The organism is Brevibacterium sp. FAM 27836, assembly GCF_051351055.1.
Lineage (GTDB): Bacteria > Actinomycetota > Actinomycetes > Actinomycetales > Brevibacteriaceae > Brevibacterium.
Genome location: NZ_CP195711.1, coordinates 2,054,654 through 2,068,276, shown reverse-complemented (window position 1 = coordinate 2,068,276; position 13,623 = coordinate 2,054,654). Strand labels below are relative to the sequence as shown.

At 66.5% G+C, this 13,623-nt stretch carries 13 protein-coding genes; 1 reads left to right on the top strand and 12 read right to left on the bottom strand.

The genetic code is table 11. From position 1 onward, the window contains the following. From ACSE4D_RS09335 to dcd, 12 genes are read right to left on the bottom strand one after another with little or no spacing between them, the layout of a single operon-like run. Entirely contained in the window at positions 1-696 is a 696-nt protein-coding gene (locus ACSE4D_RS09335) for a hypothetical protein (protein WP_240690011.1), read from the bottom strand. Then, on the bottom strand, positions 693-2,219 hold the full coding sequence (locus tag ACSE4D_RS09330) for a sensor histidine kinase (protein ID WP_135541621.1): 1,527 nt from the start codon (positions 2,217-2,219) through the stop codon (positions 693-695). The genes ACSE4D_RS09335 and ACSE4D_RS09330 overlap by 4 nt, the downstream gene beginning before the upstream one ends. Then, a complete protein-coding gene (locus ACSE4D_RS09325; protein ID WP_135541623.1) occupies positions 2,216-2,968 on the bottom strand; it encodes a response regulator transcription factor in 753 nt (250 codons plus the stop codon). Before ACSE4D_RS09325 ends, ACSE4D_RS09330 begins: the two co-directional genes overlap by 4 nt. Then, a complete protein-coding gene (mnhG, locus tag ACSE4D_RS09320; RefSeq protein ID WP_135541625.1) occupies positions 2,958-3,353 on the bottom strand; it encodes a monovalent cation/H(+) antiporter subunit G in 396 nt (131 codons plus the stop codon). Before mnhG ends, ACSE4D_RS09325 begins: the two co-directional genes overlap by 11 nt. Continuing rightward, complete coding sequence (locus ACSE4D_RS09315; RefSeq protein WP_135541627.1) at positions 3,343-3,966, bottom strand: monovalent cation/H+ antiporter complex subunit F; 624 nt, start codon at positions 3,964-3,966, stop codon at positions 3,343-3,345. Before ACSE4D_RS09315 ends, mnhG begins: the two co-directional genes overlap by 11 nt. After that, positions 3,963-4,553 carry a Na+/H+ antiporter subunit E gene (locus ACSE4D_RS09310; protein ID WP_135541629.1) on the bottom strand — a complete coding sequence of 197 codons (591 nt, stop codon included), beginning with the start codon at positions 4,551-4,553 and terminating at the stop codon, positions 3,963-3,965. The genes ACSE4D_RS09315 and ACSE4D_RS09310 overlap by 4 nt, the downstream gene beginning before the upstream one ends. After that, positions 4,553-6,133, bottom strand: coding sequence for a Na+/H+ antiporter subunit D (locus ACSE4D_RS09305; protein WP_135541631.1), 1,581 nt, complete (start codon positions 6,131-6,133; stop codon positions 4,553-4,555). Before ACSE4D_RS09305 ends, ACSE4D_RS09310 begins: the two co-directional genes overlap by 1 nt. Continuing rightward, complete coding sequence (locus tag ACSE4D_RS09300) at positions 6,130-6,810, bottom strand: Na(+)/H(+) antiporter subunit C (RefSeq protein ID WP_240690013.1); 681 nt, start codon at positions 6,808-6,810, stop codon at positions 6,130-6,132. The genes ACSE4D_RS09305 and ACSE4D_RS09300 overlap by 4 nt, the downstream gene beginning before the upstream one ends. Beyond that, positions 6,807-9,851 carry a Na+/H+ antiporter subunit A gene (locus ACSE4D_RS09295; protein WP_135541722.1) on the bottom strand — a complete coding sequence of 1,015 codons (3,045 nt, stop codon included), beginning with the start codon at positions 9,849-9,851 and terminating at the stop codon, positions 6,807-6,809. Before ACSE4D_RS09295 ends, ACSE4D_RS09300 begins: the two co-directional genes overlap by 4 nt. A gap of 57 nt (positions 9,852-9,908) precedes the next feature. Continuing rightward, the gene (locus ACSE4D_RS09290) at positions 9,909-10,133 is read right to left on the bottom strand and encodes a hypothetical protein (protein WP_135541633.1); all 225 of its coding nucleotides are present in this window, start codon (positions 10,131-10,133) and stop codon (positions 9,909-9,911) included. Beyond that, entirely contained in the window at positions 10,130-11,347 is a 1,218-nt protein-coding gene (locus ACSE4D_RS09285; RefSeq protein WP_240690015.1) for a hypothetical protein, read from the bottom strand. The genes ACSE4D_RS09290 and ACSE4D_RS09285 overlap by 4 nt, the downstream gene beginning before the upstream one ends. Beyond that, the gene (gene dcd / locus ACSE4D_RS09280) at positions 11,344-11,922 is read right to left on the bottom strand and encodes a dCTP deaminase (protein ID WP_135541635.1); all 579 of its coding nucleotides are present in this window, start codon (positions 11,920-11,922) and stop codon (positions 11,344-11,346) included. The genes ACSE4D_RS09285 and dcd overlap by 4 nt, the downstream gene beginning before the upstream one ends. Before the next feature lie 335 nt (positions 11,923-12,257). Between dcd and ACSE4D_RS09275 the strand changes: the two genes are divergently transcribed. Continuing rightward, entirely contained in the window at positions 12,258-13,619 is a 1,362-nt protein-coding gene (locus ACSE4D_RS09275) for an LPXTG cell wall anchor domain-containing protein (RefSeq protein WP_167854470.1), read from the top strand. The last annotated feature ends 4 nt before the right edge of the window (positions 13,620-13,623 follow it).

The window sequence follows — 13,623 nt, the reverse complement described above, 5'->3', positions numbered from 1 at the left end:
CTAGCGGAAGGTCGGAGCCGGGACCTTCTGCCCGCCGATCGTCACCGTCGGCAGCATCTTCTTGAAGTCCTCGTCCGCGTTCGCGTGTTCCTTCACAGCGCGCATCTCGATGGAGAGATTCACCAGTCTGCCGTTGATCGTGTATCCGGTCTGCACCCCGTACATGAGTGTGGGCTGGCTGTTGATCGCGAGGATCTCAGACGACCCCAGCTCGCCTTGGAAGCTCCAATACTCGCCGGCGTTGAGGGAACCGGTCGTCTCCGACAGAACCTGGGAGCCCTTGCCGTCGAAGGTGTATTTGCGCTTCGAATCGATGATCGCCTGCGCGCTGCCGCCGAAGTCCTCGGAGCAGTTGATGAGGATGACGTCGGAATCCCGACTGTCGGAACCGCGATGGAACACCCGGAACTTGTCGGTGTCTCCGGCGCCGCCCGTCCAGTCGTCGCCGAGAGCGAAGGAGATGGTCACAGGACAGGAATCGCCGAGCGAGATCGTCTTCTTCGACATCCCCTCGGGGATGCCCGCATCGGTGGGCTTGTCCGTGGGTTCGGGGCCCGGTGTCTTCTGCACGCCCACGCGCACGGGGCCGGCGTCCTTGTCCTCGGTGCGGATCTGCAGGACCGAGCAGCCACTGAGGAGAACGGTCAGCGCGAGCGTCCCGGCTGCCGCGAGGCGCAGCGGTGACACCGAGCTCACGGCTGCTCACCGTTGTCTCGGCGGTACGGCGGCTGCGGTCCGCTGTTCGGCTGCTGGGGCCCGTGGGGTCCACTGTTCGGTTGCTGGGGGCCACTGTTTGCCTGCGGCCCGCTGCTCGACTGTCCGAAATTCTGGGGCCCGCTGTCCGGCTGCTGATACCCCTGCGACCCGGAGTTCGACTGCCCGAAATTCTGGGGCCCGCCGTTCGGCTGCTGGTACCCGTGCGGCCCGGAGTTCGACTGCCCGAAATTCTGGGGTCCGCTGTCCGGCTGGCCGAAGTTCTGCTGGCCCCCGTGCTGCTGGCCCGGCTGGCTGCCGACGGGCGGTCCGCCCTCAGGAAGATTCTGTGCGCCCGGCCCTGACCGCGGCGGCTTGAACTGGGAATGCTGCCCGGAATCGGGTGGGAATCCACCGGAGACGGACTCTCCGGTGGTGCGGTTGACCAAAGCTCCGTCGACCCGTTCGAGGCGACGCTTCGAAGTCCGCCGCGGGGTGCCGAGGATCCGGCCCTGCAGTTCGGCCTCGTTCGGCTGTCTCGGGGGAAGGAACCCGGGAGACCGCCGCGAATCCGCCTGCTGCATCGGCTGCACCGGGTGCGAACCGGCGGCGACCCGATCCATATGCTCCGACATCTGCGGAACCGTGACGGGCGCGGCATCGGCGAGCACCGGCAGGACGATGCGCACCGAGGTGCCCACACCCTCCTGGCTGAACAGCTGCACGGAACCGCCGTGCCGGGTGACGATGGCCCGGACAAGCGAGAGTCCCATCCCCGAACCGGCGACCGCCCGCACCCGGGAACCGCGGGAGAGTTCGTCCCAGACGGCTTCCTGTTCGGCCAGCGGAATGCCGCTGCCGGTGTCGGCGACCTCGACGACGACCCACCGGTGTCCATCGATGATCTGCTCGTTCGCGCGCAGCTCGACGACCTCGGCCTGCGAAGAGTATTTGAGCGCATTGCCCAACAGGTTGAGGATCGCGGTGAGCAGCAGATCCTCCTCCCCGGCGACATCGGGCAGCCGCCACGGAGCACGGGCGACCGTGGCCACGATCATCCGATCCTCGGCGCCGGGCGCGGTCGAGGCGTCCTCGACCGCCTGATGGATGAGCGCGTCGAGGTCGACGCGGGCATATTCGATGATGCGCGTTTCGACATCGGCGAGTTTGCGCAGGTCAGCGAGCAGTCGGGCGACCCTACGGGAGGACACGTCGACCTGTTTGGCGGCGGGCTCGACCTCGGTGAGGGTGCCTCCGTCGCGGACGACTTCGCGGATGCTCGCCGCGGATGTGCGCAGCGCGGTCAAAGGGTTCTTCAGCTCATGGTCGAGGCGGATGAGCATGCGGTTGCGCTTGGTCATCGAGTCCTCTGCCGCGGCCGTCTCGATGGATTCCCGCAGCTGCGCCTCGCGCCTCTTGAGATACCGCCATCCGAACCAGGCGCCGACAGCCAGCCCCGCGAGCACGAGGACGAGCAGGAGCAGGAACAGCCAGACCTGGATCTCGACGACGAGGAAGTTCGTCATAGACGCCTCTGCCCGTCCTCACCGCGGACCTCACCGACGAAGCGGTATCCGCGCCCCTGGACGGTCGCGATCCACCGCGGTTCGGCAGCGTCTTCTCCGAGGACGCGTCGCAGTTCGGCAACGCGCGAATCGACGGCACGGGTACCCACGGCCTCTTCGAACCCCCACAGCACCTCGAGCAGGCGGGAGCGTTCGATGAGTTCGTCCTTGTGTACCATGAGGTATTCGAGCAGGGTGAAGCCCTTCGGGGTGATGACGAGTTCGCGCTGTCCCAGCCAGGCACGCCGCCCCACCCGGTCCACGCGCAGGCCGAAGCTCGAGACGAGTACCGGTGCGGTGGCCAAGGGCGGCCCGTCATTGCGGGTCCGGCGCAGCACCGCCCGGATGCGGGCGACGAGTTCGTGCGGATCGAAGGGTTTGTTGAGGTAGTCGTCGGCGCCCTCTTCCAGCGCCATCGCCCGTTCCACACCCTCACCGACCTGCGTCAGCAGCAGCACCGGGACCCAGTTCTCCTCCTGCCGCAGGCGTCGGAGCACCTGCCGGCCATCGGCTCCGGGCATGAGCACGTCGAGCACGCAGACATCGGGTTTGTGGCGGTGGATCTCGTCGAGTGCCAGCAGGCCGTCACTGGCCGGCAGGACCCGGAATCCGGAACGCTCGAGGAAGGGCACCACCGCACCGAGCACATCCGGCTCGTCGTCGGCAACCAAGACGAGTGGTTGGGGCTCGGTGTGATTGTCAGCCGTCATGGTGCTCAGTTCCGGTTCCTCTCTGGCGTTCCCAGGCAACTTCTCGGGCCTCGGCACGGTCGACCGCCTCGGCGAGTTCATCTCGATACAGCATAGAACGACGCAGGTGTTTGGTGCGATAGCCGGCGCGGCCGACCATATGGGTGGCGACGGGGATCGTCACGAGCTGGAAGGAGATGACGATCGCCAGCGTCGTCACCGTCGCCCAGGTCGGGAACTGGATGGCGACCGCCACGGCCACGAGCATCAGCCCCAGGACCTGGGGCTTCGCACTCGCGTGCATGCGTGAGAGGAGATCCCCGAACCGCACGAGACCGAGCGCCGCAGCCAGGGACAGCACAGCGCCGAGGAGGATGAGCACGGCCGAGATGATGTCAAGAACCATGGGTGCTCCCTTCGCCGCGGCCGGGGGCGGAATCATTGCGGCCAGGGGCGGAATCGTCTCGGCCAGGGGCAGAATCACCGCGGCCCGTGAACATATGCTCGGCGTCGTCGGGTCCGGGATCGGGTCCGGTGCCCTCGCCTTCCCCGCCGGCATCAGCGTGTGCGTCGAAAGTCGGGTCCGAGATCTCGGTGACCTCATCGGAGACCGGGACCGAACCGGGCCCTGGCGCTGCTCTCCGGGCAGCAGCCTCGGCGGAATCGTCGTCCTGAGCATCTTGGGACATGTGCCAATCCGATGCCGAGAAGTCCGACAGCGCTCCCGACTCGGAGCCGGGCGTCATCGAATCGGATTTCGATACGTATCGCGACACGCTCACGGAGCCGACGAAGCCGAGCATCGCGAGCACGATGAGAACGGGCAGCAGATCCGTGCGGTCGGCCAGGGCCATGTACCCGCCGAGTCCGCACATGATCGAGGCGAGCACGACATCGGTGCCGATCATCCGGTCGAGGATCGAGGGGCCGCGGACGATCCGGTAGAGCGCGATGAACACCGAGGCGGCCAACAGCACCGACCCGGCGATGACGAGGAGGTCGAAGACGATCTGACTCATGCGCGTCCTCCCTCGACTTCGCCCAGCGGATCCGGGCGGGCACGCAGTGCCCCGAGGTCGCGGGCCGAACCGAGGGTGCGGATGAGCAGCTCCTCGATGTGGTAGACCTGCGCCTTCGCCTGATGCAGCTTCTCCTCGGAATCGCAGTCGAGGAAGTGCAGGTAGAGGATGCCCATCGCGCGATCACTGTCGATGATGATCGATCCCGGGATGAGGCTGGCGGTGTCGGCGATGAGGGTGAGCACGAGATCGGAGCTCGTGCGCAGATCGCAGGCGATGACCGAACCGGCGCCGACGGCACGGCGACGGAACGCATACCAGGCGACCTCGATCGAGGCGTGGAGGACCGAGTAGAGGAACCACAGGGCGAACACCGCGCCGTGCCAGACGTTGAACCGACCGGAGAGCACGACGGGCGGGAGGTAGAAGATACGGGTGACGAGGAAGGCGAGGACGATCCCGGAGACCACGGTGAGTACGGTGATCGAATCCCACAGCATCAGCCACAGCAGGACCAGCGAGACGAGCAGCACGAACTGCTGGACGATTCCGCGGCCCCGGCTCATCCGTGCCCGGTTCGGACTCATCAGTCGTCACCTCCGAGCACGTTCGTGACATAGTCGATCGGCGTCTGCAGATTCTCGGCGGCGCGGTTCGCCATAACCCACAGGGGTTCGGCCGCGACCGTGAGGATGAGGGAGGCGATGACGACCACCGAGGTGGCCACCACCATAGCAGGGGGCACGCCGATCTGAGACTGCCACTTCTTCCCCGCCAGCAGCGTCTTCTTCCGGTCGGCGAATTCCTCGACGAGGTCCTCGTTGGGCTCTTCCACATCGGCCGGATCACGCCAGAACGCGAGGTTGAAGGTACGGCCGATGACGTAGAGCGTGAGCAGGCTCGTCACGGTGCCCGCGACGATGAGGACGGTGGGCAGCCACGCCTGATCGTCGAATCCGGCGAGGAACAGGGCGACCTTGCCGATGAATCCGGAGAACGGAGGAATGCCCGAGAGATTGAGCGCGGGAATGAAGAAGATGATCGTCAGCACCGGCGAGAGCACCATGAGACCACCCAGGGACCGCGTCGAGGTGGACCCGCCGCGCATTTCCACGAGCCCGATCGCCAGGAACAGCGCGGTCTGGACGATGATGTGGTGGACCGTGTAGTAGATCGCCGCGGACAGACCGACACTGGTGCCCAAGGCCACGCCGAAGAGCATGTAGCCGATGTGGGAGACCAAGGTGAAGGACACGATCCTCTTGATCTCCGACTGCGCGATGGCGCCGAGGATGCCCACGAGCATCGTCAGCCCCGCCGCGATGAGCAGCGGCACCCGCAGCGAGGATTCGGCGAAGAGCAGGGTCTCCGTGCGGATGATCGCATAGATGCCGACCTTCGTCAGCAGACCCGCGAACACTGCGGTCACCGGGGCCGGAGCGGTCGGGTAGGAGTCGGGCAGCCAGAAGGACAGCGGGAAGATCGCGGCCTTGATGCCGAAGCCGAGCAGCAGCATCACGTGGAGGATCATCTGCACATCGGCAGGCAGCTCGGAGAGCCTCTGCGACAGCTGCGCCATGTTCACGGTTCCGCACGCTGCGTAGATGATGCCGATCGCGGCGAGGAAGATCACCGAGGAGACGAGCGAGATGATCACATAGGTGACTCCGGCCCGGATGCGCTCGGCCGTGGCTCCGAGGGTGAGCAGCACATAGGAGGCGACGAGGAACATCTCGAAGCCGACGTAGAGGTTGAACAGGTCCCCGGCGAGGAACGAGTTCGCAATGCCCGCGCACAGCACCAGGTAACTGGGGTTGAACACGGAGATCGGGGTCTCGTTCGAATCGTCGTTGGCGTCCTGGCTCAGCGCGTACACGAGCACGCACAGAGTGACCAGCGAGGACACGATGAGCATGAGGGCGGAGAGCCGGTCGGCCACGAGCACGATGCCCGCCGGCGGCTGCCAACCGCCGATCGCCACGACCTGCGGACCGTGCATGTCGACGCCGAAGAGGATGATCGTGGCGATGACCATGACGGCCACGAGGATCGCGACCGACACGAGGTTCTGCATCCGTGTGTGCTTGGACAGGATGAGGGCGATGCCGGCGCCGAGCAGCGGCAGCAGCACCGGCAGCGGGACGAGGACGGGCAGCAGATCGATCATGGCCGGTCCCCCTTCCCGTGCTCGTCATCCGGCTCCGTGTTCCCGGACTCGTCATCCGGCGCTGTCTCTTCTCGGGCCGCTTCTGCGGCCTCCGCTTCAGCGGCGCTGTGCGCTTGCGTCTGGGACTCCACGACCGCCTCGGCGATGTCATCGGCTTCAGTCGGGGTCTCCGCGTCCTCGATCTCCTCGGCGATCTCCTCCCGCTCTTCGGGAGTGCCGTCGTCATCGAGGTCGACGGCGCCGACGATCGGCGATTCGGCCTCGTCACCGAACTCGGTGTCGTCGTAGTCCGTGCTCGCCTCGGCTTCGGAGTCGATGACCTTCGTGATCGCGACCTGGAGGTCGGTGTCGTCGTCCTGCAGCGAATCGGCGCGCATGAGCCTCCAGGAGCGGTAGATCATCGCCAGCAGGAACGCGGTCACGGCGAAGGTGATGACGATGGCGGTGAGGATGAGCGCCTGCGGCAGCGGATCGGACATGCCCTCGGTCGACAGGTCCTTCCCGTCGGTCAGGGGCGGCGAACCGCGTCCGGCGGTGAGGATGATGAGCAGGTTGACCCCGTTGCCGAGCAGGATGAAGCCGAGCAGGACGCGGGTCAGGGAGCGTTCGAGCATGAGGTAGATGCCGGAGGCGAAGAGGACACCCATGGCCAGGACCATGATGAAGGGCATGCTCATAGGCGGCCTCCTTCCGCACCGTTGTCGACGTCGAGCTCATTGACCCGGTGGATGATCTCGGACACGGCGCGGTGTTCGGCGGTCGATCCCATGTTCTCGGAGAAGTTGACGTTGTCGTGGATGCGGTGGGTGAGCATCGCTTCGTCACGTTCCTGGTGCAGGTCGACCTCGGCTCCGAGCGAGCGGAGGATGTCGAGCATGAGGCCGATGACGATGAGGTAGACGCCGATGTCGAAGAACGTCGACGTGCCGAAGGACAGATGACCCAGCAACGGCAGATCGCCTTCGAGGTAGACGGAGTCGAAGACGGTATCGCCCCACACCCAACCGCCGACGACGGTGAGGATCGCGGTGACGAGACCGGTGCCGAGCATTCCCGAGGGAGTGAAGGGGGCCGCCTCGGCGAGTTCGTACTTGCCTCCGGCGAGGTAGCGCACGACGAGAGCGAGACCGGCGACGAGGCCGCCGGCGAAACCGCCGCCGGGTTCGTTATGGCCGGCGAAGAGGAGGTAGACGGAGAAGACGAAGACGGCGTGGAAGATCAGTCGCGCGGTGACCTCGAGAATGATCGACCGGTTGCGCGGAGCCAGGGTGCGGCCGGCGATGAGCCAGGACACACGTTTCTGGGACAGGTCCTCCCGCCCGGGATGGTGGAGGTCGACGACGTCCTCGGACACGGGTTGGAAGCGGATCCGGCCGGCCGCCTCGGTGCCGTCCTTCTTCCTCTCGAACCGGTGCAGGTGGCCTTCGCGGCCGCGGACGAAGATGAGTCCGGCGACACCGGTTCCCGCCGCCACGAGCACGGAGATCTCACCCATCGTGTCCCAGGCGCGGATGTCGACGAGGGTGACGTTGACGATGTTCTGGCCGTGGCCGAGTTCGTAGGCGAGCTGACCGAAGTCCGTCGAGACCGGGTCGGCCACGCGCACCCCGGCGGCGATGAGGACCACGAGCATCACCGTGATGCCCACGGCACCGCCGATGATCGCCCGCCAGGCGGGAGTGAGACGCCCCGTGGATTCGCCGATCCGGGCCGGCAGACGGCGGAGGACGAGGACGAAGACGACGATCGTGATGGTCTCCACCAGCACCTGGGTCAGGGCCAGGTCGGGGGCGCCGACGAACGCGAAGTACGCGACCATCGCATAGCCGGAGATGCCGGTGACGACGACGGCCGTGAAGCGCTTCTTCGCCCGGGTGGCACCGATCGCGACGACGATGAGGACGGTGGCGACGATGAAGTCGAGAGGGGTGTCGGAGAGGCGGAAGTCGATGTTCCAGGTGTCGTTGGCGATGATGGCCAGGCCCACTCCGGCGACGAGGACGAGGTAGACCACACCCTGGTAGAACGGCAGCGAACCGCGTTGCGTGCGGGCGGTGACCCACAGCGCCAGTGCTTCCATCCAGCTGATGAGCCGCCGGTAGAGCTCGTGGAAATCGATGCCCGAGGGCAGAGTCGACTGCACTCTCGCGAACGGGTGGCGGAGGAAGAACAGGGCCGCGCCGACGGCGACCGTCACGGCGGTGAAGGCGAGCGCCGGTTCGAAGCCGTGCCACAGCGCCAGGTGGTAGTGCCCGTCCTCGGCGGCCACGATCGGCAGCTCGGCGGTCCAGGCGGAGAAGTATCCGTCAAGTAGTCCGGCGCCCGGGCCCAGCGCCAAGGTGAGCGCGGTGAGGATGATCGGGGAGAAGACGAGGCCGAGCTTCTCATCGCGGCGGGCGATGTCGTCGACGCCGGGCTTCGAGGAGAAAGCGCCCCAGACGAAGCGGGCGGAATAGGCGACGGTGAGGATCGAGCCGATCATGATGCCGATGAAGCCGATGACCGAGGCCTTGTCCGGTGAGGACAGGAGGGTCGAGTAGGCGGCTTCCTTGGCGGCGAAGCCGAGCAGCGGGGGCAGTCCCGCCATCGAGGCGGCGGCGATCGTCGCGCACACGGCGACGACGGGGAATGCCTTCCAGCCGCCGGAGAGCTTCGTGAGGTCACGGGTGCCGGCACGGTGGTCGATGATGCCGACGCACAGGAACAGGCAGGACTTGAACAGGGCGTGGGCGATGAGCAGCCCGAGTGCCGCCTTCGTGATGTCCGGAGTGCCGAAGGAGGCCATCGTCGTGAGGAAGCCCAGCTGGGAGACCGTGCCGAAGGCCAGCAGCAGTTTGAGGTCGGTCTGCTTCAGCGCCTGCCAGCCGCCGATGAACATCGTCAGCAGGCCCAGGGTGAGCAGCACTTCGGACCAGCCGGGGATGTTGTTGTAGCCGGGGGCCAGGCGCAGCACGAGGTAGATGCCGGCCTTGACCATGGCCGCAGCGTGCAGGTACGCACTGACCGGGGTGGGGGCGGCCATGGCGCCGGGCAGCCAGAAGTGGAAGGGCATGAGCGCGGACTTCGAGATCGCGCCGATGAGGATGAGGATGATCGCGGAGATGATGACTCCGCCGGTGTCCATGCCCAGCTGTGCCCGGTCGATCAGGGTCGAGATCCGGCCGGTGCCGGTGGCGGTGATGAGTAGGACCATGCCCACGAGCATGGCCAGACCGCCGGCGGTGGTGACGATGAGCGCCTGCAGGGCCGCCTGACGCGAGCGGCGCCGGGACTGGCTGTGTCCGATGAGCAGGTAGGAGAAGACCGTGGTGCCTTCCCAGAACAGGTAGAGCATGAGGAGGTCGTCGGCGATGACGAGTCCGTACATCATGCCTGCGAAGGCCATGAAGATGCCGGCGAACCGGGCCAGTCCGGGTTCGTCGGGCGGGAAGTAGCGGGCGCAGTAGACGAAGACGAGCGCCCCGACTCCGGTGACGAGCAGCGTCATGATCCATGAGAGCACGTCGAGGCGGAACACACCTTCGAGCCCGAGCTCCGGGAGCCAGTTCATGCTTTCGACGAGCGGATGGGCGCCGGGGCCGAAGAGGTCGTGAACTTTCGAGAGGCTCAGCACCAGTCCGGCGAAGGGGACGAGCGCGAGGTAGAAGAAGGCGTTGCGGCCGAGGAGACGAACCAGGGGGTAGGCGATGACAGACGCGCCGAAGAAGGCACCTGTCATGGCTATCACCGGCAGCCACCTCCGTCATATGCCTGTTTGTGAGAAAGGTTCGTGAGTTTATTTTTGCACGGACAGACGAAGTTTCCCCAATTGCGTGCACTCGGCCGAACCCGTTTCTCGCCCGCCCTCGCAGTCATCGGCGAGGTCCTCGGCGCAGTCATCGGCGAGGTCCTTCGCGAGGTCCTCGGGGTAGTCACCGGCGGGGTCCTCGCTCGCACTCCCAGGACGGTCGCAGACGGCGCCGACGGCCCCATCGGGTGCCGTGGCCCCGTCGACGCTCACTCGCGCAGCTGGCGGCTGGTCACGAGGAAACCGTTCTCGTCGACTCCCACCCCATCGCAGCCGACGAGGAGCTCCGCTCCGATCGCGTCGGTCAGTCGGGCCACCTCGGCGCGCATGCTGCGGAATCGACGCCGCGGATTCGGTTGGTGGCGCCGGGACTCGGTGTCCATCCAGTGCACGTGGTATTCGATCTGCGGGGCATCCGTGTGGGCGGCGATGATCGGCGGCACCCACTCGGCCTCCATCACCCGGATCTCGAGGCCGCCGGCGGCCTCATCGATGTCTCCGAGCGGGACGAGCAGGGCGTAGCCGTCGAGGATGACGGGGGCCGAAGGATCGAAGAGCGGGTCGTCGATGTTCGCCTGCGCGAGCACATCTTCGTCGGGGGTGGGCAGCGACTGTTGGAAGGCGTGCGGGGCGTGGCGGCGCACGAACTCCAGGGCCACCTGCGGTTCCAGCCAGTAGGGCGAGTACAGGTAGAGGTCGACCTTCGCCTCGGGGTCGGGGATGATCACTCGCGTCGGCAGTCCGGGCTCGTCGGCCAGGCGGACTCCCGTGTGCAGGCGGGAGGCGATGGCGAGCAGGAGGCTGAGCACCCGCTCCTCCTCCCGGTCGGGCATGCCCTCGGGGAAAGCCGCATGGAGGCCGTCGGCATCGGCGAACCAGTCCGGTGGCGGGGAGGGCTGACGGTCGCGGGGACAGTCGACGACGATCGCGTGGTGGGCCCAGTCGGGGACTTCGAGGGCGGCGGCATCCGCGGGTTCGAGGACCGTGCCGGAGCTGAGCCGCGAATGCCGACTCAGCCTCATCTGTCCGTGTTCGTCGAGCTGCGGGTGCAGGTCCGGCAGCTTGTTGTGGACGAGTGCGAGGACGTCGGAGATCTCGACGGCATCGTCGAGGAGGAGAAGGTGGAAACCCCGCAGATCCACCGAGGTGGGAGTGTCGACCGGCGCGGATGCGCGGTGATCACCGTACCCGGGGCGACCGGTCGAGGGCATCCCGGTCCGGCGCCGAGCCGGGGCGGAGGCTCCGGGCCCCGGCGCCTCAGCCGAGACGGAGGGCGCGGGCCCCGGCGACCCATCCGAGACGGAGCGCGCCGGGCCGGTGTCCGCGGACGCGGCGAGACCGCCCTGGTAGCGCGCGGCGTCGGCACGCTCGCGTTCGGCCCGTTCGGCGGCTTCGCGTTGGCGCCGCAGTTCGCGGCGGGTGATCACATGTCCCTCCGGTAGAAGTTCAGGTGCGAACGGGATGCGGTCGGGCCGCGCTGGCCCTGGTACCGGTTGCCGGTGGCAGCGGAGCCGTAGGGGTTGACGGCAGAGGAGCTGAGGCGGAAGAAGCACAGCTGCCCGATCTTCATACCCGGCCACAGCGTGATCGGCAGGGTTGCGACATTGGACAGTTCCAGGGTGACGTGACCGCTGAATCCGGGGTCGATGAATCCGGCCGTCGAGTGCGTGAGCAGGCCGAGCCGGCCCAGCGAGGACTTCCCTTCGAGCCGTGCCGCGACATCGTCGGGCAGAGTCACGAGTTCGTGCGTGGAGGCGAGGACGAACTCGCCGGGGTGCAGTACGAAGGGCTCTCCCGGTGCAGCCTCGAGGAAGCGGGTGAGTTCGGGCTGTTCGAGGCTCGGATCGATGACCGGATATTTGTGGTTGTCGAAGAGCCGGAAGTACCGGTCGAGGCAAACATCGACACTGGCCGGTTGGATCAGCGAAGGGTCGTAGGGGTCGAGGGCGATGCGGCCGGAGTCGAGCTCGGCGCGGATGTCGCGGTCGGAAAGCAGAGTCACGTATCCGATGGTAGTCGTTCCGGCCCCTTCACGCTCGAGATCCGACGGCTCGCCAGCTCAGAATTTCCCTCCGACTCTGCGCGACACGCCGCACGTAGGTCACAAACCGATAACGATTACTCCAATTTATGCTGGTTTTTCCCCGTGTGTCTCCCCATAGGCGCTGATGAATGCTTTAGAGTTATGAGCTGTACGGACCCGCGCACGATGGTGCCTTCCCCTTCTTAAGCCAAGGAATGCCGGGAGTCCCATCGCCTTTCGTGGGTAGACAACAATCGAAAGGCATTACTGTGAAGACCTCGCGTCTTGTGCTTGCCCCCGCAGTAGCCGTTGCTTTGACAGGTCTTGCTGGCGCCCCGGCGTTCGCAGCGACAGAGTCCACCGCTTCGGTACCTCAGCAACCGCTGTGCGCCCAGGGCGACCAGCAGTCATCGAGCGACTCCGAAGCCGACTCCTCGGTACCCGAAGAGTCGGATCCTCAGGCGACCCTTGCGCACGCGCAGGTCACCCGGGCCGATATCGCGAACAGCAAGAAGGGAATCGGCTTCTCCGGAACCGGATTCACCGCAGATGAGAAGGCCACCGTGACCGTCATCGGCACCGATGGCACCGACTACACCCCACCCAAGAAGCTCACGGTCGACGAGAAGGGTCAGGTGTCCGGCACCTACTTCTTCACCGCGACCGAAGACGCACAGGTGCCTGTCGGCGAATACTCGCTCTACCTCACGGATCTCAAATCGGAGAAGAAGTCGTCGAAGGTGACCTTCGAGGTCGTCGCTTCGGATTCCGATGTCGACGATTCCGACCCGACCGGTGACAACTGCGAATCGGCCACCGGTCCGATCAAGGATCCCAGTGAGACCGACGAGCCGTCGGAGACGAAGACCGACGAGCCCTCCACCGAGGCTCCGGAACCGTCGGAGACGAAGACCGACGAGCCGTCTACCAAGGCTCCGGAACCGTCGGAGACGAAGACCGACGAGCCCACGACCAAGGCGCCGGAACCGACCGAAACCGACAAGACGGATGAGGCTCCGGCCCAGGCCCCGACCGAGACGGACGAGGCCGAGAGCGACGAACCCACGTCCGAGGCTCCGAAGCCGACCGAAACCGACGGCGACGAGTCCTCCGCGGCCCCGAAGGACGAGAAGTCCGAGGACAAGGAATCCGAATCCACCGGACCGGCCAGCCCCGGAACCGAGGAGAAGGAAGCTCCGGCCGCTGCCAAGCAGTCGCTCTCCATCGACCCGACCGAGATCAGCTCCGAGGACTTCCTCGACAAGGGCATCAAGCTCGGCGTCAGCGGAGCGCAGCCCGGCGAGAAGGTCACCATCACGGTCGAGCACGCCCAGGGCAAGGTCGACCGCTACACGATGACCAAGCAGGCCGACTCCGAAGGCAAGGCCACGTTCGGTGTCCAGGCCAAGGTCAAGGCTGTGCTCGGCACCTACAACGTCCGTGCCCAGGCCGAGAGCTTCGATGAGCCTCAGGGCGGAAGCTTCACGGTGCTGACCAACGGCACGGCTGTCGACGAAGGCGGAAGCGACTCGGGCGCTGCCGGCAGCGATCTGCCGCGCACCGGTGCCGAGATGACCGGACTGGCGCTGGGCGTCGGCCTGCTCGCCGTCGGTGCCGCAGCCGTCATCATCACCCGTCGGCGGATGAACGCCTCCGATGATCCAGCGGAGTTCTAAACAC

Bases quoted from the DNA above. Each gene is read 5' to 3' on its own strand.
- ACSE4D_RS09330 (WP_135541621.1), bottom strand. From the start codon at position 2,219: ATGACGAACTTCCTCGTCGTCGAGATCCAGGTCTGGCTGTTCCTGCTC.
- ACSE4D_RS09325 (WP_135541623.1), bottom strand. From the start codon at position 2,968: ATGACGGCTGACAATCACACCGAGCCCCAACCACTCGTCTTGGTTGCC.
- mnhG (WP_135541625.1), bottom strand. From the start codon at position 3,353: ATGGTTCTTGACATCATCTCGGCCGTGCTCATCCTCCTCGGCGCTGTG.
- ACSE4D_RS09315 (WP_135541627.1), bottom strand. From the start codon at position 3,966: ATGAGTCAGATCGTCTTCGACCTCCTCGTCATCGCCGGGTCGGTGCTG.
- ACSE4D_RS09310 (WP_135541629.1), bottom strand. From the start codon at position 4,553: ATGAGTCCGAACCGGGCACGGATGAGCCGGGGCCGCGGAATCGTCCAG.
- ACSE4D_RS09305 (WP_135541631.1), bottom strand. From the start codon at position 6,133: ATGATCGATCTGCTGCCCGTCCTCGTCCCGCTGCCGGTGCTGCTGCCG.
- ACSE4D_RS09300 (WP_240690013.1), bottom strand. From the start codon at position 6,810: ATGAGCATGCCCTTCATCATGGTCCTGGCCATGGGTGTCCTCTTCGCC.
- ACSE4D_RS09295 (WP_135541722.1), bottom strand. From the start codon at position 9,851: ATGACAGGTGCCTTCTTCGGCGCGTCTGTCATCGCCTACCCCCTGGTT.